We start from the raw sequence: 20,512 nt of genomic DNA on the forward strand, positions 1-20,512 counted from the left end.
GAATTACTAAGTTTATATGTGTGAATCTTTTAGGCTTGATTGAAAAGACAAGTTTCAGAAATGAAAAATGATTAATATAGTACTTAATATACCACCCTATTCAAATATAACATGAAGAAATTACTCCTTATTTTAATTCTATATATTAGTCTGATAAATGTAATTTGTGCACAAAACACATTTAGCAAATTATTTGACTTGGATTCAAGCAGTCCATTTAATTTTCCAAATGACATGAAGCTTCATAGCGACAAAATTATAATTGGAACTTCAAATTTATGTCAGTCAAATAATAAGTATGTGGACTGTACCAAGTTAACAACTTTTAATTTAGAAGGTATTCAATTATTATCAATTATTATAGATTCATTTTCTACATATTCTAGAAATGAATGTATGTCATTATTAAATTCAAATTTATTGGTTTCTGGAAATTTGTATCCAATATCCAATTCCTCTGTTATTTTTACATACGACATGAATTTGAATATAGATTCAAAAGCAAAGATATTTGGTCCTCCCGAAATGGCCTATAATAATTATGGTTTATTAATAAAAGATGATTGTTTGTATGCTAATGGGGTATTATTGCCAATTAATGGTTCTATATCTTTACCAGAGGCAAGGATTGTTAAAATGAAATTAAATACAAAACAAATTCTTTGGGAAAGATCATTTAAATTAGGAAATTTTAATTTAGAAAGTAATGACTTACAATCAACTCCTGATGGAAATCTTGCTTTTATTTTATATTTCGGTCCACCGCCAGGTATCGGTCCTGATCCAATTATTAAAATTATTAAAATTAATACTGATGGTGAAGTATTGGACTCATTTCAATTTAATGATATTAAAGGGCATGGAAATAGACTATTAGTCAGCAAAGAAAATAGTTATTACTTTAGTTCAGTTGATCATCCCACCAAAGGATGGGATTTTAAAAGTACTGGTAGAATTAATAAGTTAAACAGTACCATGGATAAATTGGAATGGAATCTAATTCTTCCTAATAATCCGCTAACAGATGGTCGTAGATACGACATTGAGGATTATATAGAATCAAAAAATGGGGATATTGTTGCAATTGGTAGAGTGATAGAAAATTCTGATAGTAAAGTCCCAGGAGGAGATCTTTCATCTACATGGAATGGTTTTATTTTAAGATTAAATTCTGAAGGCAAAATTATTTGGCTGAGGATATATCGAATGCCACAAGAAATATTAGATATTTCTATTTATGGACAATTTAGAGAATCAAGTTTGAATAAAATAGTTGAACTTGAATCTGGTGACTTTGTAGCTAGTGGGGATGTATATTATACTAGTTTGCAAAACTCTGTTATAGATCCAATTAAAATTGAAACTCAACATTTATGGCTTATTCGAGTAAATGCATCTGGTTGTCTTGATGGATATCCATGTGATACTATTATTAGAATACGACCTTCAGGGCAAGCTAAAACACCAAATTACAATATAGGTACTCAATGGACATTTGAGACAGATTATTATATTGGAGGCGGCCATTCTGAAATAAAACATACAACTATAAAGATAACTGATACTGTGAATACAAATGGTAAAAAAATATATTATTTAAGTAATCGTGATTCAATATATTTTGAAAATGGAAAAATGTTTTTTTGGGATGAAAAATTGAAATCTTATGAAATGTATTATGATTTTAATTCTACCTCTGAATATGAAATTAAGTATTATATATCTAAGAATAATGTTCAGATTGCGAAAGTAAAAGTTGATTCCGTATATAATACAATTATTAATCTGGATACTATTCCAACCCAATTATTGCGAATTTCAAATAATGGATCATTTAGTGATGATATAGTAATTCCGGTTTATAAAAATATAGGAGCTTCATATTATGAAATCAAATTATATTTAGGTAAAGGCTTTTTCGATCCATCAACTTTAATTACAAAACTGAGATGTTTCAAATCAGATACTATAGAATATAATTTTCAAAATTATCCATGTGATAGTACTTGGTTTACAACTAATACCACTAATTTAGATGATAATCAATTAAGCATTGTTCCAAATCCAACTTCAGATTATCTTCAGATCCTAGGAATTGAAAGCGATTTACCTTATGAATTATACAATATTCATGGGCAAAAGAAATCAAGTGGAGTTTCAATTAATGGCAAAATCATTATTCCAGATAGCGGTGTTTTTATTTTAAAAATTAAATTAGCAGGCGGATATTCGATTCATAGAATTTTAAGGTTATAGTATGTTATACCCGATTGGATCGTCGAAGTCTCTGACTTCGATGCCATTCAAATTTTGACTTCAATGTATTAAAAATCCACGAAGTTATCAAAAAATTAAAAACTTATCAAAACATCAATGGCACATCGCAGTTGATAACTGCGACGATCGTGTTATTGAAAAACGTAATGATCATGTTATGAAGATAATGTGATACTATCCATCACCCCAACTCCATCCATCTCGCCTCTTTCAATTGTATGCTTGCATGAATTTCTTCAAGGCGTTTATTTTTAATGGCGATTTCTTCATATGATAAATTTCCTTGAAGAAAGAGATCCATTATTTTGTCACGTTCATGAGATAATTTATCGAGCTCTCGTTCTATTTGTTGCATTTCTTTTTTCTCGACCTGAGCAAGTTTTTTTACTTGAATGATTTCAGTATCGGGATTATTTTTTTCTTCTTTGGCATCTTTTTTATCCTGAATGGATTCAGCTTTTAGCGCTTCGCGATAGTCTGTATAATTACCCGGAAAATCTCTGATCTGGCCATTGCCTTCTAATACAAATAAATGATCTACCAAACGATCCATAAAAAAGCGATCATGCGAAACGATCAACAACACACCTGGAAAATCCATCAGAAAATCTTCCAATACATTCAAGGTAATGATGTCTAAATCATTGGTAGGCTCATCGAGTATGAGGAAGTTCGGGTTCTTAATTAATATGGTAAGTAAATACAATCTTCTACGTTCACCACCGCTCAGTTGGGAGGCATAAACTTGTTGTTGTGATCTAGGGAACAAGAATCTTTCCAGGAGTGATTCTGCAGATAATTTGTGACCTTTTTTAAGTGGAATGTAATCGGCGATGTCACGAATGACATCGATGACCCTGCGATCTTCTTTGAGGATTAATCCATCCTGTTTGTAGTAACCCAATAAGACAGTATCACCCAGTATAATTTTTCCCTGATCGGGTTTTATTTGTCCTGTAAATAAATGCAGTAAAGTTGTTTTTCCCGTTCCATTTGGTCCAACTAAACCTACGCGATCACCCAGTTTAAATTTGTATGAAAAATTTTCTATAATTTTTAAATCGCCAAATGATTTATGGATATGGTGTAATTCTAGAATTTTGCTTCCCAATCGCGTATGATCAATTTCGAATTCTACTTCACCTGGTTCTTGCGGACCTTGTAATGATTCTTTGGCAGTGAAGTAGGCATCCATTCTGGATTTGGATTTTGTGGTTCTTGCTTTTGGCATTCGCACTACCCATTCCAATTCTTTGCGAAGCATTTTGGTTAATTTACTTTTTCCAATAGCTTCGTTTTGAATACGAGCATCTTTTTTGATTAAGAAGTCTTCGTAATCACCTTGATATTTGAATAATTCGCCACGATCTAATTCCAGAATTTGGTTCGCAACATTATTTAGAAAATACCGATCATGTGTTACCATGATAAGTGTAATTTGACTTTGTTCTAAATATTTTTCGAGCCATTCAATCATTTCGAGATCTAAATGATTCGTAGGCTCATCGAGGATAATAAAATCTGGTTTTACACAAAGTACTTTTACGATAGCCAATCGTTTTTTCTGGCCCCCACTCAGATTACTTACTTTAAAATCAAAATCCGGTAATTTAAATTTACCAATTAATTCACGTACATAAGCATCCATTTCCCAGGCTTTATATTCATCCATGATGGCCAGTGCTTTTTGAATTTCGGCATCATCATGAGATTCATTCGCATGTTGCATCGCTTGTAATGGTTTAATCCATTCTTCATTGCCTTCGAGTATGGTCTCGAGAATATTATGACCGGGTTCGAAATCAGGATCTTGGGCTAGGTAAGTACAACGTATTTCTTTATTGATCCAATATTTTGCTTGTTCACCTTCCACAGGTTCTTCGCCGGAAAGTATGCGTAATAAGCTTGATTTACCACTTCCATTTCTGGCGATCAGCGCTATTTTGTCACCTTCATTTATCGTGAGATTTATTTTTTCAAATAAAACCTTATCGCCATAAGATCGGGTGACATTTTCTAGTGTTAAATAATTCATGTAGTTAATTCAAATTTTTTGATTGTCTTGAGAATAGAATCGTTGTAAAAAGATCCTTAATTATTTATGGTTCGATCTCATTTGTTCAATAAAAAGTCTTACATCAGTAAAGCTGATTTTTTGATTTTGAAAATGAGCGGTAGCTAGATTTATTTCTTTGGGAGATGCTTTGAGATGATTCAATATATTACCGAGATGCATTTTCATATGTCCTTGTTGAATACCGGTTGTAATGAGTGATTTTATGGCGGCGAAATTTTGTGCCAAACCTGTTGCTGCGGTAACTTGCATCAATTCTTCCGCAGATGGATTGCCCAATAATTCCAATGATCTTTTAGCTATGGGATGCAATTCTGTAAGTCCGCCAATTGTGCCAAGCGCTAATGGAATGTCAAGCCAAAAAGTAAATAAATTATTGATAATAGAACAATCACTTAGACTGCGATATGCACCATCACGTGAAGCATACGCATGACCACATGCTTCAATTGCTCTAAAATCATTTCCTGTAGCGATGACTACGGAGTCAATTCCGTTGAAGATACCTTTGTTGTGTGTGACAGCTCGATAGGGATCTATTTTTGCAATTTGAATAGCACGATAGAATCTTTCTGCGAATTCAGAAGCGCTCATGCCATCCGATATTTCGCTAAAGTCATCAACCGGACATGTGGCACTAACACGAACAATACACTCAGGTGTGTAATTGGATAAAATGGACATCAGGATATTAATATCACGTTCTTCGAGTGTCCATGAAGATTGAGACTCAATAAAATGTTCTAAGGTGTGACTAAATGATTCCAGGCAAGAATTAATAAAATTGGCCCCCATGGAATCACAAGTTTCAAATCCAATTCTGATTTGGAAATATTGTTCCAGTTCATTGATCTGGATGAGTTCAAAGTGTCTTACTCCGCCACCACGTTTCTCCATACTATGTAATAGAGATTTTGCATTTTCTTTCATTAAGAAAGTCAATTCGGGAAGTATGGATTCTAATTTTTCTTTGGATCCATTCCAATAGAAATGAATCTGACCCAGTTTTAAGGTACTTAATACCAGTGAAGTGAAACCTCCATGGTTCATCCAGAATTTAGCAGCCGATGAAGCAGCAGCAACGACACTGCTTTCTTCAATAACCATTGGAATACAATAAGTCTTTCCATTGATTAAAAAATTCGGTGCTACACTAAATGGCATTGGAAAATTGCTAATGGTATTTTCAGAGAATCCATCCAAAATTTTTTGTTGGTCTTCGTTCTTATGCCAATAGCTCATTAATTCGTGCATGACACTTTCAGGATCTTTAAAAAAATGCTCTACGATCCATTTTATTTTTCCGCGCTTGGATAGTTTTGAGAAACCTGAAATGGCTTTATTATTCGATGTTGGGCTCATAATTTAAGATGCTTTTATCGATAGAAAAGCCTTAGATAACATAAGACCATCAATTTGATCGATCATAAATTGTTGTAATGATTCGTAAGAAATCAATGCGTGTTTGAGAAAAGCCGAAGCCATACCATACAATGCGGGAATATTACTTTTTGACATTAAATAATAGGCATCTAAAAAGTGACTAACGCCACCTGAAATGATCAGTTTACTGCATAGGATATTGTTTTGTGTAGCAACTATTTGGTTGGTATAATGTATCATTTCTTCAGCACTGTGTCCAATATTGGCTAATGGAGTAAAACGTTCTTTGCGAGCTTCATCGCCGCGCAACAATTCTAATAATGCAAAATTAGTACCTCCGAAAGCAGCTAATTCTATTGCAGTCAAGGGCAATGACATCAGAGATAATAAAGCTTTATAACCCATGCCCTGACCTACTTCTTTTACGATAATGGGTACTTCGAATCGGTCTAAAACATCCTTGATGGTATCGATAGGTGGTCTTTTAAATCGGTCCCCCTCAGCCTGCATCCATTCCTGCATAGGATTAATATGAATAATCAAACCGTCAGCTTCTACTATGGATAAGATATCCGTTATGTTTTGAGCTTTTCCTTGAGATAGCCATTGTTCTATTTGTGCGATACCTAAATTAGCATAAAGAGGTTGGCTACCTATTAAGCTTCGAACTTGAAAATCAGATCGACATTCTGGTTCATCGATTAATTTTCTACAGGAACCAAGGCCCATTCCTAGTTTGAATTCAGCGCATAATTGGGCAAGATTTGCATTGATAGATTTTGCTTTACCAGTCCCGCCCGTCATACTGGAAATCCAAACAGGATAATTCATTTCCTGAAGTCCTAAACTTGCTTTCCAAAGTTCATTTTTATCAGGATGAACATTATTAACAGGGTCGTATTCGAACCTAGAATCTAAAGCCGATAAACCCAATCTGGATTGCAGAGAAAGGCTGATGTGATCTTCTTTTCGATCTATATTTATTGATTTATGTAAATCCATGAATACCTTAAGATGTTGGTAGAACAATCAAGGGTTAAACTTGTTCGTCTAAAGTCACAAGATAAGAATAATTTTAAGCTTAATCACGTTACTAAATTGGTTCAAAGTAGTTGTTTTATATATTAGAAATAAATATAATATATATATGAATTAATTTTGATATGTGTTTAAATAATTTTTATAAAAAGTCAAGAAATAAATACTTTATAAATCAGATATAGATTGCAGCGATGAGGTATTGTATTGAAATTAAATATTTTTTTCTTTTGGTTTTGTTTTTGAGTATTTCTGTATTGGGAAATGCCCAGAAAGATACCATTAAAGATCGAATACAAATCATCAATGCAGATTTTTTGAATGTAGATCGATTTAATGGAAAAGAAATTCAGTATCTCTATACAGATATTATTGTGTTGCATAAAAAGACCTATTTATTTTGTGATTCTGCCATCATAGAGGGGAACAAAATGCGGGCGTGGAGTCATGTCAGAATTGTCGAAGGAGATAGTCTACAAATTTATTGTGATACCTTGAATTACAATGGAGATTTGTTGCAAGCTGAGTGTATTGGTAATGTAGTCTTACGACATCACGATAGACAATTATTTACACCGAAGTTGGATTATGATTTGAAAAAACGAATAGCGAGTTATTATTCCGGAGGGCAGTTGGCATCTAATACAACTCATTTAACCAGTAAGCGAGGATATTATTATGCTAAACAAGAACAAGCTTATTTCAAAGATAGTGTCAATGTGATCCTTGAGAATAATATGAATCTTCAATCGGATTCACTGGTATTTGATGCAAAAAATCAAAAAGTAATATTTACTGGTCCGACTAACATTCAAGAGAATGAGATGAGTATTTACACCGAAGATGGATATCATGATGTGGTAAATCAACACTCTTATTTTAATCGGGCACCACATTATACTAAAGGTAGTCAAAAAGCGGATGCACAAACCATCCAATTCTTCAATCAGGAGAATGTAGTCACATTAAAAACTGATGCATGGGTTCGTGATAGTCTTCAGGAAGCCAAAGGTGATAGTATTTATATCAATAATGCAACGGATTGGATACATATTATAGGTCATGGATTTTATAAAGACAAAGACCGTGAACTTAGAGGTGAGCATATTACTTATAACAAAAAATCTAAATCCCTTCAGGTTTCCGGAAGAACGACTGTGAATGAGGGTAAAAGTGTGATTACTGCAGATCAATTAATTTATTCCGGAGATAATGATTTGGGAACTGCTTTTGGTCATGTGGTTTATGAAGACACAAGTTCTGGATTTAGTATTATTTGTGACACGTTTTATTACAATAAAAAAGATGAACGATACATTCCTATTGGAAATAAAAAATATATAGCTTCGCCTTTTGATAATGATACATTGTATATGACTGCAGATAGTTTGATTGCAGAAACCAGATATGAAGTAGCGGATACATTTAAAGTGCTGCTAGCATTTAAACATGTGAAGATGTGGAGTAAAAAAATGCAAGGACTATGTGATTCACTTTTTTTTGATAGCCGAGATTCCGTATTTAGATTGTATTATGATCCTGTGATGTGGTCTGACACAAGTCAGTTTTCAGGAGATACGATATTTATGTATTTAAAAAATAAAGCTTTGGATCAGATTCATATCAATCAAAAAGCATTTATCATCAATGATTCTCAAGTTGGATTAACGAATCAAGTTAAAGGAAGAAACATCGTATCTTTTTTTGTTGATAAAAAACTAAACCATGTGAATGTAGATGGAAATGCAGAATCTGTTTATTTTATTCAAGATGAATCTAATGCATATATTGGAGCGAATATCATCCAATGCAGTCAAATGAAAATTGTATTCAATGATGCTGAAAAAATAGATAAAATTCATTTTTATACCAAACCGGAAGGTAAGATGGTTCCTGTCAAAGATGGAAAATTAAAATTCCTTGATGGTTTCGAGAATCGTTCAAATACTAAACCAACATCACTTCAAGATATTTTAAAATGAAATATTTAGTCGTTATTATGATCTTAGGATATTTGCCATTATCGGCACAATCCTTTCAAGAAGCAATTAAACAATATCATGATGGGCAATATGAATTAAGTCTCAAGTCATGGAATGGATTGTTGGATCAAGGACAAAAAGGCGCAACGCTATATTATAATTTGGCTAACACTTATTTAAAATTAAATCGTTATCCAGAGTCAATACTTTATTACAAAAAAGCTTTAAGGTGGGACCCGAATAACAAGGATGTTCAGTATAATTTGGACGTAGCTAGGAAATTAGCTGGCATAGAAAATATTGCTTTACCCAGATTTTTTTTATTTGTATGGTTTGAAGAGATTGCTTTGTCAGTGGCTTCTTTTTGGTGGGCATTAATACTAAGTATAGGTTTATTCTTTTTTGTACTTAGTATGGGTCCATTTAAAAAGCTTCAATTACCTGTTTGGGTAAAATATTCCATTTTGGCTGTGAGTTTTAATGCCGGAGCTTGTTTTTATTTTCAGGAAAATTTTAAAGCTGACCCCAATGAATTTGTCTTAATGAATGATCAAGCAATACACATTTCTCCAGATTCAGAGAGTGAAGTAAAACTAAGTTTAAAAGCAGGAGAATGTATCCGTAAAATCGACCAAATTGGCGAATGGATTAAAATCACAACAATAGAATACGATGCCGGATGGATTCCAGAATCAAGTACTAAAAGAATTCAATTATAAATCTGAATAATTATTCTTCTTCTGCAGCTTTTGGAGCAGGAGCAGCTTTAGGAGCAGCTTTAGCTTTAACTACGGGTGCAGGAGCAGCAGGCGCAATGACTTCAGCTGATGTAACCGGAATGACATGAATGACATTTCTGTCCTTAATGGTTTTAGAAAAACTCACGATACCATCAGTAAGAGCATAAAGGGTCCAATCCTTACCTACACCAACATTTTTTCCAGGATGAAATTTGGTTCCACGTTGGCGAACTAAAATATTACCAGCAATTGCTAGTTGACCTCCAAATAGTTTTACACCAAGACGTTTACTATTACTATCCCGTCCGTTACTCGTACTACCTTCACCTTTCTTATGAGCCATGATTTGTTGATTTTATTGATTAGGCAATGATGGATTCAATTTGAATTTGGGTAAAAGATTGGCGGTGACCATTCTTTTTTTCTAAACCCTTCCGTCTTTGTTTTTTATAAACGATTACTTTGTCACCCTTAACATGATCGATTACACTAGCTTCTACACGAGCACCTTTAATAGACGGTGTTCCTATAGTTGTTGTATTATCATCACCACTAAGCATTAATACTTCATCGAAACTTACTTTAGCGCCTTTTTCAGCATCTAAATGATGGACATAAACTTTCTGCCCAGAAGTTACTTTAAACTGTTGTCCAGCTATATTTACAATTGCAATCATTGTATGGTTTTTTAAAACGGACTGCAAAGATAGCTCTTTTGGATAAAATTTTGAATAATTTTCTAGTTTTTGAAAGAAATTCTTGGATTTTTATTCCATTAAAGGTCTGATTTTCAATTAACAAGGTCGTGATATAGGTCAATTATTCGAAAATATTAAAGTTATTGCTTTAACATCCAAACATTTATACATGCAAAATAATTATATAATTTTTTTAAGTATCAGTGTGGCATTCAGTTTTTGACCATTACGAATTAGGCCTAAATTGAGTTTTTTTCCTTCATCTTTCTGAAGAAAACGTTGAATTTGGTTCATATTGTACCATTTTGTTGGTTTTTTATTGATCCATTTGATTTGATCGCCTTCCATTACTCCAGCAAGTTCACCCGCGCTGCCAGGAACTACAAATCGGACATAATAATTCCTTAAATCGGGTCCCCCTGCTATAATACTGAGTCCACTACAGTCAATATCCAATTCTTGTTTGAAATTCTTGTTTGGTTTGAAATATACTTTTTGATGGATGTAATCAAAAACAACAGTAAACTGATCTAGAATTTGATTTCCTATGATACCCTGTTTTATGACTTGTTCTTTGTTGGTTAACAGTGGATTTAATTCTTGATAATTGGAGATCACATTTTTAAAAGTAAAATCACAAAACGAAAATTCAGGTAATTTACCTATATAACCATTGAGTAGCCCACCAAGACCGGTTCCTAATTTTCCGGAAATGGTTTTTTCAGGAATTTGGATATCTGAGGAGGAGCCTGTATATAATAGTAAGGGTAAGCCTGCACCCGTATCTAATAATAGCGTTGGAATTTTAGTAGGGGTCGAATTTATGCCGGTATAATAGGCACTCAGATAAGGTTTGTTTTTAATGACAGTAATATCACAAGAACTGAATTTTTTTCCTGGTTCATAATCAATAGGCAACAAGGTTATAAAGTGATTCTTAAAATCAATTTGGATTAAATGATGACTGAACATGGAAGCACTTAATATACCATGAATATCTTCACCTACGATTTGATTTAAATGAAATAATTCTTGTTGCAATACGACTAATGGCAATTGGAGTGTACCGAAAACTGGTATGTTAAATTCCATGGGTTTGGTGATCCAAGCGTTGACTTCTTGTTGAAGATCAGCACCCATTATTTTGACCTCCCTTAAATACGTATTAGTGAACAGATCAGTATAGGTGTGATCAAATAATAGATGATGTTCTGCACCTGTGTCAAATATAAAATGCATAGGAATCAGGTTTTCTAATCTGACATCAATAATGATAAAGGATTGCACATAGCGGAAAGGAATTTTTATTTTTGATGCGCTATAGATTGGATTTATGATTGATAGAAATAGCATTAGAGAAACCATTATAGTGTAAGCATGAAGTCCTATGGATTTCTTTATCAAAAACAAAATATAATGGTTTGTTTATAGGATCGAAGTTAGTGATTATTTAGATAGGTTTCGGTATGAAATGGAAAAAGCCAGAATTCATTTAGCGGATTCTGGCTTTTTTAATATCTATACCACAAAAGTTAATCGCTATCCATTCATTTCTATAACCGGACTTGCTTCTTTATCAGAACACAACACAACCATTAAATTTCCTACAAGTCTGGCTTTTTCTTTATCATCAAAAGTAGCGATATGGCGATCTTGTAATTGTTTTAAAGCACCTTCAACCATACCTACTGCACCTTCCACGATTTTGAATCGCGCAGCCACTATGGCTTCCGCTTGTTGACGTTTAAGCATGGCAGCTGCAATTTCAGATGCATATGCCAAATATCCAATTCGGGCTTCCATGACTTCTATTCCTGCTATTTCCAAGCGCTCCTGAAGTTCTTTTTCCAAAGAATCATTGACTTGTTGACTTGAAGTTCTGAGCGTGATCTCATCGCTATTGTCCACATGGTCGTAAGGATAATTTCCTGCTAATTTGCGAACGGCTGAATCGGTTTGTACTTTGACAAAATTGCTCAAATTCTCCACTTCAAAGGTAGCTTTAAATGTATCTTTTACTCTCCATACCAGGATAACACTAATTTGAATGGGGTTCCCTCGCATATCATTGACTTTGAGTCTTTCACTATCAAAATTATGCGCACGCAAACTTATATTGCGTTTAAAATAAAAGGGATTGGCCCAATAGAATCCATCCTGTTTGATGGTACCTACGTATTTTCCAAATAGCGTCATTACTTTTGACCCATTAGGAATAATGATGATGAACCCAATGAGTATAAAAAATAATAAAAGTGAGCCACCTATCCACCAAAAAATGTTTTGAATAAAAATTAAACTTGGAATAATAGCCAAACTGAGAATGAGTAATGGCCATCCGGTGATGGGGTTAAATAATTTTTCTTTCATATGCTTCGTTTTGTAACATTAATAGAGCTTTTTATAGTTAAGTTCCACAATAGGTTTTTTAACGTCCAATCAAAGAATTAATTCGACTAAAGATCTAAATGGAAGGTCTTAAGAACTTCCATAAATGTAAAGGATAATTTAATATGAGGAACTTTTTATTAGAAATAAATGGAAATCTAATAAATTTAAAAATTAAGTTAACTTCTTATTCAATAGATATTATTGTTTAAATATCTAATATGCTAGTCTTAAGTGTATGTGTAAGAAAAATTAGAATAACTATTTATTTTGTATTTCTTCTTTTTTCCTGAGTGTTCAGTTGAATCTCTTCAGCATCTTTAATAACTACACCTTTCATGTGTGCCATTTCTCCTTCGGCTGCAATATAAGGTAACATGGTCCAATAACCGGTCGCTAAAATCTTCTTAAATACATCAATGGCCTTGGTTTGATCCTTATCTAAAAGTGCTTTAACCCCAACTGCATAAGCACCAATGATCCAGGCTTCGGCGTCAATACTGTTTTTAGGTGGATGTTCCAGATCTATAAAATCTTTTTCAGCCAAAGTTCCCTTATAATGGAGCATAGCATCCAAATATGGTTTTGAAGAAGGTAATATTTGCATTTTATCATTGACACTGGATAATATACTTTTGGCATCTGCCATTCTATTGGATCGGGTATAACAACTGTATTGCCAGTAATAGCTGCGAACCCATAAGTCAGAATTGGTAGAAAAATCACCACATACTTCAAACATTTTATCAGCATTTGAAAAGTCATTATTGCATTGAAATGCGATACCCATTAACAAGTAGTTTTTATACTGTAGCGTCATATCAGCAATTGAATCGATGAGACCCATTCCTATAATTCCTTTAGGATTAGGAGTGTTTTCCATTTTTTGACCAGCCTTCCACAAATCATCGATAGCAGCTGTTAATTGGCGACTTTTAAGTAAGCTTTCTCCTCTGGCCTGAAATAAGTCAGGTGTGTTTTCAAATTTCAAGATTCCTTTTGAAAAAATATCTGCGGCATTTTCAACCTGACCATTTTCCATAAAAGCTCTTCCATAGAGTAAATATCCCTTTACATCATTTAAATGTCCTAAATAGACTGCACGGTTCATTTCAATATTGTAGGTTCTTCTGTTTTTAATGGAGTCTAGATCGGGCCATTCTACTAACTTATTTCCATCAAAACTAGCTGCTAATGCGGCTCCTGATCGGGGATCATCAAATGTTGCTTGTTCGGTAGGATTTGGACTTGCAGGATTATTCTTGCATGCAAAAAAACCAATTATAATAATTGAAATGAGATATATTTGGGTTTGTTTTGCAGATAAAATGAATTGGATCATATGATTTTTTGATTTTCCACAAAGTTCTTTAATTTTTAGAAATCGATCTGTTTATATGGAATATTAACAAAAGCTTAAATCCTTAGACTTTATGATTCAAGCATTTATATGCTATTTAAATTTTTTCCAGCTTTTGAAATTAACTCAAGATGTCTAAGACTTATGCTGTAATGATTATTGTTGGATTAAACTTCTGGTTTATTGCCTGCAATAAGGAGCATTTAGATCAAAGTAAAGGTGAATGTCCTGACCGAATTGAGTTAGAAGATATTAAGCCACTAGGGCAATCCCTATCATGGATCTATTATAGTAAAGATGTAAAACAAAAATTCATAGATAGTACGGGTCATATATCAGATGCTGTTATTTTAAATGATTTAAATTACGGATTGAAATCATATCAAGTGGTTCATGTTCCATGTGTTTCAAATGCTACAGAGTCGATACAAGTAAGTTATAATGTCATGCGACATTTTACGCGTATGATCAATCTGGCTCCGAATCAGGCTTCATTTCATATTTTCGAATTTGAAATCAGCTGTTTATTTAACCCTGCCAAACCGCTGGAGAATCAGAGATTGGATGTATTGAGTATTTATCAAATTTTACCTGGTTTATTGAACAGTGAAATCCGAATTGAGATCCTAACCATTCCGTTAATGGAGAATCCTTATTCCATCTTCTCTTTTGAATATGAATATGTTCCAGAACTGATATTATTCAATAAAACATTTCAAAAAATATATACCAATAGAACTTGGGGATTAAATCAATGGAAAATTTATTTTTCAAAAGACCTGGGTGTGGTTGCCTTTAGAAATGAACAAGGAGTTCTATGGGTATTGGACACTAAGTAAGTAGATCATATTAAGACACTTAATTTTGAAATAGATTGAAGTTCATTTATAAATAAAATATGGGAATATCAATTAAAATTCTTAATCGTAATAGTGTCCTTTGGTGTATCTTTTTACTTTATCTGATTTCTATTTCATTTTTAAATATTTATTGGTTTACAGTTGTATCACCCCCTGAATTTATTTTTATTCTATTGGGCTTTTGTTTTATTGCACAAAAAAATGATTTCAATATTGTTGATTATAAGTTAAACTATTTGGATGCAACGATTGGATTATTGATATTTATTTATGGAATTGGAGCTATGATGAGTATGGATAAAAATTCGATAATTGAATGGGTAGGATTAATTTATTTAGTTGCATTATATATCATTGTAAAATGGATGATATTGAGGAATAGCGACAGAACAGTCCGATATTTAATTTATGGACTCAGTATCACTGGTGGTATTACAACTTTTTTAGGGATCATTGGTGTAATGCAGGCATATGGTGAACATATTCCTAATCGTTTTGCATGGTACTATTTAGAATATCCTTATTTTGGTAATGTCCCACGGGCAAGAGGATTGATGGGTACACCAGAAATGATGGCTCATGTAATTTCCATCAGTATTTTGTTAAAATTAGGATATTATAAAGCTAAACATTTTGAAAGTTGGCGTTGGAATATAATTTTACTTTTGGAAGGAATAGGCTTGTTATTGACAAGTTCAAAAACGATATTTATTTTAATATTAATTTTAACACTATTCATTTTTATTAAGAAAAAAAACAAACAGTTTCGCACATTATTTGGAATGGTCAGTGCACTATTATTTTTTATTTATTTAATGGGAACTCACTTTGTAGTAAGATCCAAAGTAGGTTCTTCAGAGGAATCAAGATTTATAAAAAATTTTATGAATCAACCATTAATATCTGATGCATGGGAGTTAGAAAAAACAAACTATTTTGAACTGAAGAAATTAGCGATAAAGGTGGGATTGAGCCAACCTTTGTTTGGAATTAGTGGTACTTCATTTAATGAATATCAGAAAAGGAATGGATTAAATAATAGTAATCCATCGAGCATTTATTATGATCCGCATTGTACTTATCTTGGAGCATTTGCAGGATATGGTTTTCCAGGATTAATTATGTGTTGTGGATTGTTTTTTTTGTTAATTAAAATAGCAGCAAATTCCTATAGACAGAATCCAACCACAAAACATCTTATCCTATTCCTTATTATTATTTTTTTAACTATAGAGGGAATCAATACGGATATACTAAATTTCAGATTACTGTGGATTGTTATGGCTTTGATTTCTATTTATGCACCAACAATTAAATTTTCGTACTCTGCCTTGACAACAAGACCCAATGACCATTTCGTTTAGTCCAAGTCTGGCATACATGCAGTGTTAAATCAATGGGTTTGTCTTTTAAGCTTACTGTAAATTGGGCATTATATCTAGCTGTAATAATCTTTTTTGTTTTAATAATTTGCACAGTATCGCACTTGATGGATTTATATTGAATATAGTTGGATTGAATGTTTTGTAAAAACTCTTTTTTGGTTTCTATCCATGCATTTGAATGACCATAACTTAAATGGGGATGAGTAAGTTTGTTGATTTCTGTCAGATTTTTATTTATTAATGCTTCATTAAAATATAAAATAGTCCTAAGGATGTCAGAAGTCTTTTGAGTATATCCCTTAACATTAATAATGGTTATCAATATAAGAATCAAGGTCTGTTTTGATAGGGTCATTTGCATAAAAGGTTGAATGGTTTAAGCATTAAATAATGTAAAAACAGGGGTATCATTTCAGTTTAGATAATAGAATTAAAATAACGAAATAAAACTTTTTATTTGGAAGAAATAATCTGAATTCATTAAATATTTGAATTAAGGTCTAAATATAATATGGTATTTGTATTTTTGTGTGTTTATGAAGCGAAAATGCTTAATTGGAATTATTGTTCTTATACCGATATTATTTAGTTCGGTTTGTTATGAACCCGTTGAAATCAGCACCAACTCAAATACGAGTAAATTGGGCGAATTAGGCCACTATTTTTTTTATGATGTAAGATTATCTTATAATTTGAAAAAGTCCTGTTCTTCCTGTCACGATCCAAGTTTAGCCTTTAGTGATGGCTACCGCCTTTCATTGAACAGTGATGCCCAAATGTTAAAAAGAAATTCTTCTTCCATTCTCAATATTAATCATAGAACTTGCTTTGATTGGGCAAATCCTCAGATTACATCGCTGAAAGAACAAATGAAGAGACCTTTATTTTCTGAACATCCCATAGAATTGGGTTTTAATTTAAAGGAATCTCAAATTTTGGATCGATTTAAATCGGATCGTCTCTATCAATCATTATACAAAAGCTGCTATGGAAAAGATATTTCAAATCTTAATCTAGATGAAATCATGGATTGTATTGTTGTTTATGAATTGAGCTTACAAAGTCGATTTTCTATTTACGATCAATTTTTAAAAACAAATGACACTTTAATTTTTACAGATCAAGAACTAACGGGATACAGATTGTTTTTTTCAGATTCCATTTCCTGTCACCGATGTCATGGGGGATTAGATTTTGTGGAACCAACAATGGGTCCTGCATTTGCAAATATTGGATTATACAATTGTAATGGTAGTTATCCAATCAGAGATCGAGGACAATATGAACACAGTAAGAATTATTCTGATGATGGCGTTTTTAGAATACCAACATTGAGGAATGTTGCTATCACCGCCCCTTATTACCATGATGGATCGGGAAACAGTTTGGAAGATGTTATTATAAACTATGAACATCGTGGGAGAAATATACTTAGTGGAGATTGTATTGGAGATGGCTCAATTCATCCAAATGTTGATTCCAGACTAAAACGATTTCAATTAGATGAGAATAAACGAAAAGCATTAATAGCATTTTTACATACCCTGACCGACACCAGTTATTTGTCAAATCCTTATTTTTTAGATCCGTTTAACGAATGATATGATGAAAAATATAGTATTAATTTATGTTTTGTTTTGTTTTATGATTATTCTGAATTGTTCTTCACAAAAAAACAGAAGAACTGATGGGCATTCACTACTGGATGAAAGAAAAAAAGAAATCAATGCCGTTTTGAAATTGAACAAACCCGTGTTATTGGTTAAACAAAATGACATAAAGTCTAGTAGTGAAATACAAGATATATTTATTTCAAATTCAAAATTGGATAAATTTTTTGTAGAACCATCGAGTCAGAAAAAAATGTTGAATGAAATTTTTTCAATATCAAAAGCCCGACCATCTGATTTACCTAATGGAAATGCAATAATGAACATGGAAAATCTGTACAGAGTTGAAATGTATAATTACGCATTGAATGCTTCTATAATTGGTTTCGTAGATTTAGCTCATAAGCAAGTTATTAATATTATTTTTTATAAAGAGACGCAGCCAGATATTCCACCACATCTTGTTGAATTGGCAATGGAAATGGCAATCAATGATACGGCAGTAATAAATGAATATGGAGAACATAAATTAGACCAAAGGCCTATCATGGCTGGCACAAAAACAGCTCTGAATAGAACCAAATGCCAGCGTTCAAAGCATCTATGCGTAGCTCCAACCTTTGTGAAAGGAGATAAGGCACTTTGGGCTATAGTAGATCTTACTGATTTAAATATTGCTGGTGTCAAATGGACTCAGGTAGGTGAGACTGGTATGGCAGTAACACAACGTACCATGCAGAATGATAAAATCATGTCATGTTATTGTGATAAAAATAATGTAATTGAAAAAAATGATTGGACATTTAGCTATTCTATGAGTCGATCTGATGGGCTTGTTTTAACTAATGTTCAATATAAAAAAAAGGAGCTCTTTAGAAATGTAAAATTAGTAGACTGGCATGTCTCGTATTCTAAAATAGATGGATTTGGTTATAGTGATGCAGTAGGATGTCCTGAATTTTCCACAGCTGCAGTACTCGCAGTAGAGCCACCATATTTTGAAGCTATTGTGGAATCTGGTGATACAACGGGATTTTTATTGGGCCAACGATATTATAGTGAGGGATGGCCGACTCCATGTAATTATAATTATCATCAGTATTTTGAATTTTATAATGATGGCAGATTTAGACCTGTCGTCGGAAGTATAGGAAGGGGATGTGGTAATAATGGAATGTATCGTCCGGTTACAAGAATTGCAGTATCAGGCGAAAAAAATAATTTCTATGAATGGAATAAGAATACCTGGAAACAGTGGAAAAATGAACAATGGACTTTACAAACAGGAAAAACGTTGTATCAAGGTGATCATCAATGGTTGAAAACAGAAAACGACAACAAACAAGGGTTAGTGATTTTGGCTAATACAGGTCAAATGAGGGATGGAGGACGAGGAGACAATGCATATGTTTATGTAACTAAATGGGATTCACATAGAGATGAAGGTGAAACTGATTTACCAACTATTGGCCCATGTTGCAACAAAGATTATCAACAAGGTCCTGAAAAATTTATAGAACCTGATCCTGAAATAATACAAACAAGTTCTATAGTTCTATGGTATGTTGCACAAATGACAAATGACGATACTAAAGGGAATGAATATTGTTGGGCCGAATCGGTATTGAAAAATGGGGTATATGTACCCGTGATTTATCCATGTTATTCAGGTCCAATGTTTAAGCCTTATTAATTAAGTTAAATATTTTATTAAATGAAACAGCCCATTTATTATTTGATATTATTCTGTTTATGTAGTTTTCAATTTGAGTTATTGGGTCAGTTAGATCAATGTAAAGGATTACCGCCCTATTTTTTGAAGAAAGGGATCAATCCACAAAAAGCTTATTTATCCACTTCTGAGAAATTTTTGGTTGGAATGGCACTTATTGAATCAGAACAGCCCGGAAATCCGAATGCAAAGATTATTAAAGTTATACAGGACAGTTCATGGACAGATAAAGGTTTTCTTGGTGCCATTTGTACAGACCAATCTGGAAATTCATATGTGCTCCCTTCTGCTAAAGTGAACTTACTTAAAAATCCTTTGGAAAAACAAAACACCATATATAAGGTCGATGCCAATTCAGGATTGATGAATGCTTACGTTCAAATTCCAATGGACGTTTTGCCAGGGTCATTTAATCCATTTGGATTGTTAGGTAGTTTTTATGATTGTTCGACGAGTCAGTTAATCGTTAGTACCGTAGCAGGATCTTCTGAAAAAAGAGAAATCGGAAAAGTTTGTAAAATTGATATTAAGACTAAAGAAATTACAACGCTTATTGACCATAAAGATATTTATGGATTAGCCTTACATATTCATCAGGGAAAAAGAATACTTTATTTATCATCTGCGCGAGCATCAAAATTATACTCATTAGAATTGGATGAGCGAAACAATCCAGTTGGAAGATTGAAAGAAGGATTTTCAATAAGCGGATTGGGTCCAAGAGGGGATGATAAAATTAGAAAAATCAGATTTACTTCAGATGGAAAGATGCAATTGTTTACGGTGTTGTTTTATTATAACCTTACCTCACCAAGTGAAGAGCAGCAAAATCAGATGTATTTTGTTTATAACCCATTCAAAAAAAATTGGAAATTAAGTGGCATCGAATAGACATAAATTCTAAATTCTGGCCCTTCGGAACTAGAGTTCACTAAATTTTATAAGTTTTTTGAGTAAATAAGTATTTTTATTTAATTTGTATAGT

17 protein-coding genes are annotated in these 20,512 nt (G+C 32.8%); 8 read left to right on the forward strand and 9 right to left on the reverse strand.

The window, feature by feature from the left end; translation table 11 throughout:
- Nucleotides 1-111 precede the first annotated feature (111 nt).
- Entirely contained in the window at nt 112-2,256 is a 2,145-nt protein-coding gene (locus IPK88_08630; GenBank protein MBK8243478.1) for a T9SS type A sorting domain-containing protein, read from the forward strand.
- Between the two features lie 202 nt (nt 2,257-2,458).
- Here IPK88_08630 and IPK88_08635 read toward each other — a convergent pair whose 3' ends face one another.
- From IPK88_08635 to IPK88_08645, 3 genes are read right to left on the reverse strand one after another with little or no spacing between them, the layout of a single operon-like run.
- Complete coding sequence (locus IPK88_08635; protein MBK8243479.1) at nt 2,459-4,312, reverse strand: ABC-F family ATP-binding cassette domain-containing protein; 1,854 nt, start codon at nt 4,310-4,312, stop codon at nt 2,459-2,461.
- A gap of 60 nt (nt 4,313-4,372) precedes the next feature.
- Nucleotides 4,373-5,713 (reverse strand): hydroxymethylglutaryl-CoA reductase, degradative, encoded by a 1,341-nt coding sequence (locus IPK88_08640; GenBank protein ID MBK8243480.1) that lies wholly within the window; start codon nt 5,711-5,713, stop codon nt 4,373-4,375.
- 3 nt (nt 5,714-5,716) lie between these two features.
- On the reverse strand, nt 5,717-6,736 hold the full coding sequence (locus IPK88_08645; GenBank protein MBK8243481.1) for a type 2 isopentenyl-diphosphate Delta-isomerase: 1,020 nt from the start codon (nt 6,734-6,736) through the stop codon (nt 5,717-5,719).
- Nucleotides 6,737-6,966: 230 nt separating this feature from the next.
- On the opposite strand from IPK88_08645, the gene IPK88_08650 reads away from it, so the two are divergent.
- Both IPK88_08650 and IPK88_08655 read left to right on the forward strand, forming a co-directional pair.
- Nucleotides 6,967-8,754, forward strand: a complete 1,788-nt coding sequence (locus IPK88_08650; protein MBK8243482.1) for a hypothetical protein — start codon at nt 6,967-6,969, stop codon at nt 8,752-8,754.
- Nucleotides 8,751-9,473, forward strand: coding sequence for a tetratricopeptide repeat protein (locus tag IPK88_08655; GenBank protein MBK8243483.1), 723 nt, complete (start codon nt 8,751-8,753; stop codon nt 9,471-9,473). Before IPK88_08650 ends, IPK88_08655 begins: the two co-directional genes overlap by 4 nt.
- Before the next feature lie 10 nt (nt 9,474-9,483).
- On the opposite strand, the gene rpmA is transcribed toward IPK88_08655, so the two are convergent.
- The 5 genes from rpmA to IPK88_08680 form a co-directional block, all read right to left on the reverse strand.
- The gene (gene rpmA / locus IPK88_08660) at nt 9,484-9,837 is read right to left on the reverse strand and encodes a 50S ribosomal protein L27 (GenBank protein ID MBK8243484.1); all 354 of its coding nucleotides are present in this window, start codon (nt 9,835-9,837) and stop codon (nt 9,484-9,486) included.
- Between the two features lie 19 nt (nt 9,838-9,856).
- Complete coding sequence (rplU, locus tag IPK88_08665; protein MBK8243485.1) at nt 9,857-10,171, reverse strand: 50S ribosomal protein L21; 315 nt, start codon at nt 10,169-10,171, stop codon at nt 9,857-9,859.
- Between the two features lie 201 nt (nt 10,172-10,372).
- Nucleotides 10,373-11,431, reverse strand: a complete 1,059-nt coding sequence (locus IPK88_08670; protein MBK8243486.1) for a hypothetical protein — start codon at nt 11,429-11,431, stop codon at nt 10,373-10,375.
- A 300-nt stretch (nt 11,432-11,731) separates the two neighbouring features.
- Nucleotides 11,732-12,562: an SPFH domain-containing protein gene (locus tag IPK88_08675; GenBank protein ID MBK8243487.1), complete on the reverse strand. Its 831-nt coding sequence runs from the start codon at nt 12,560-12,562 to the stop codon at nt 11,732-11,734.
- A gap of 283 nt (nt 12,563-12,845) precedes the next feature.
- Complete coding sequence (locus IPK88_08680) at nt 12,846-13,922, reverse strand: hypothetical protein (GenBank protein ID MBK8243488.1); 1,077 nt, start codon at nt 13,920-13,922, stop codon at nt 12,846-12,848.
- Nucleotides 13,923-14,071: 149 nt separating this feature from the next.
- Here IPK88_08680 and IPK88_08685 point away from each other — a divergent pair, with 149 nt between their 5' ends.
- The gene (locus IPK88_08685; GenBank protein MBK8243489.1) at nt 14,072-14,779 is read left to right on the forward strand and encodes a hypothetical protein; all 708 of its coding nucleotides are present in this window, start codon (nt 14,072-14,074) and stop codon (nt 14,777-14,779) included.
- A gap of 59 nt (nt 14,780-14,838) precedes the next feature.
- Nucleotides 14,839-16,164, forward strand: coding sequence for an O-antigen ligase family protein (locus IPK88_08690; protein MBK8243490.1), 1,326 nt, complete (start codon nt 14,839-14,841; stop codon nt 16,162-16,164).
- On the opposite strand, the gene IPK88_08695 is transcribed toward IPK88_08690, so the two are convergent.
- Nucleotides 16,112-16,540: a nuclear transport factor 2 family protein gene (locus IPK88_08695; GenBank protein MBK8243491.1), complete on the reverse strand. Its 429-nt coding sequence runs from the start codon at nt 16,538-16,540 to the stop codon at nt 16,112-16,114. The genes IPK88_08690 and IPK88_08695 overlap by 53 nt on opposite strands.
- Nucleotides 16,541-16,721: 181 nt before the next feature.
- On the opposite strand from IPK88_08695, the gene IPK88_08700 reads away from it, so the two are divergent.
- From IPK88_08700 to IPK88_08710, 3 genes are read left to right on the forward strand one after another with little or no spacing between them, the layout of a single operon-like run.
- The gene (locus tag IPK88_08700) at nt 16,722-17,786 is read left to right on the forward strand and encodes a di-heme enzyme (protein ID MBK8243492.1); all 1,065 of its coding nucleotides are present in this window, start codon (nt 16,722-16,724) and stop codon (nt 17,784-17,786) included.
- A 1-nt stretch (nt 17,787) separates the two neighbouring features.
- Nucleotides 17,788-19,488 (forward strand): hypothetical protein, encoded by a 1,701-nt coding sequence (locus IPK88_08705; GenBank protein ID MBK8243493.1) that lies wholly within the window; start codon nt 17,788-17,790, stop codon nt 19,486-19,488.
- A 21-nt stretch (nt 19,489-19,509) separates the two neighbouring features.
- Nucleotides 19,510-20,418, forward strand: coding sequence for a hypothetical protein (locus IPK88_08710; protein MBK8243494.1), 909 nt, complete (start codon nt 19,510-19,512; stop codon nt 20,416-20,418).
- Nucleotides 20,419-20,512 lie beyond the last annotated feature (94 nt).

The sequence above is a fragment of the Candidatus Defluviibacterium haderslevense genome (genome assembly GCA_016712225.1).
Lineage (GTDB): Bacteria > Bacteroidota > Bacteroidia > Chitinophagales > Saprospiraceae > Vicinibacter > Vicinibacter haderslevensis.

What these genes read in the sequence shown, in the direction of transcription:
- IPK88_08630 (MBK8243478.1), top strand. Translation starts at nt 112, where the DNA reads ATGAAGAAATTACTCCTTATTTTAATTCTATATATTAGTCTGATAAAT.
- rplU (MBK8243485.1), bottom strand. Translation starts at nt 10,171, where the DNA reads ATGATTGCAATTGTAAATATAGCTGGACAACAGTTTAAAGTAACTTCT.
- IPK88_08705 (MBK8243493.1), top strand. Translation starts at nt 17,788, where the DNA reads ATGATGAAAAATATAGTATTAATTTATGTTTTGTTTTGTTTTATGATT.
- IPK88_08685 (MBK8243489.1), top strand. Translation starts at nt 14,072, where the DNA reads ATGTCTAAGACTTATGCTGTAATGATTATTGTTGGATTAAACTTCTGG.
- IPK88_08645 (MBK8243481.1), bottom strand. Translation starts at nt 6,736, where the DNA reads ATGGATTTACATAAATCAATAAATATAGATCGAAAAGAAGATCACATC.
- IPK88_08650 (MBK8243482.1), top strand. Translation starts at nt 6,967, where the DNA reads ATGAGGTATTGTATTGAAATTAAATATTTTTTTCTTTTGGTTTTGTTT.
- IPK88_08675 (MBK8243487.1), bottom strand. Translation starts at nt 12,562, where the DNA reads ATGAAAGAAAAATTATTTAACCCCATCACCGGATGGCCATTACTCATT.
- IPK88_08635 (MBK8243479.1), bottom strand. Translation starts at nt 4,312, where the DNA reads ATGAATTATTTAACACTAGAAAATGTCACCCGATCTTATGGCGATAAG.
- IPK88_08640 (MBK8243480.1), bottom strand. Translation starts at nt 5,713, where the DNA reads ATGAGCCCAACATCGAATAATAAAGCCATTTCAGGTTTCTCAAAACTA.
- IPK88_08690 (MBK8243490.1), top strand. Translation starts at nt 14,839, where the DNA reads ATGGGAATATCAATTAAAATTCTTAATCGTAATAGTGTCCTTTGGTGT.
- IPK88_08670 (MBK8243486.1), bottom strand. Translation starts at nt 11,431, where the DNA reads ATGCATTTTATATTTGACACAGGTGCAGAACATCATCTATTATTTGAT.
- rpmA (MBK8243484.1), bottom strand. Translation starts at nt 9,837, where the DNA reads ATGGCTCATAAGAAAGGTGAAGGTAGTACGAGTAACGGACGGGATAGT.
- IPK88_08680 (MBK8243488.1), bottom strand. Translation starts at nt 13,922, where the DNA reads ATGATCCAATTCATTTTATCTGCAAAACAAACCCAAATATATCTCATT.
- IPK88_08700 (MBK8243492.1), top strand. Translation starts at nt 16,722, where the DNA reads ATGAAGCGAAAATGCTTAATTGGAATTATTGTTCTTATACCGATATTA.
- IPK88_08710 (MBK8243494.1), top strand. Translation starts at nt 19,510, where the DNA reads ATGAAACAGCCCATTTATTATTTGATATTATTCTGTTTATGTAGTTTT.
- IPK88_08655 (MBK8243483.1), top strand. Translation starts at nt 8,751, where the DNA reads ATGAAATATTTAGTCGTTATTATGATCTTAGGATATTTGCCATTATCG.
- IPK88_08695 (MBK8243491.1), bottom strand. Translation starts at nt 16,540, where the DNA reads ATGACCCTATCAAAACAGACCTTGATTCTTATATTGATAACCATTATT.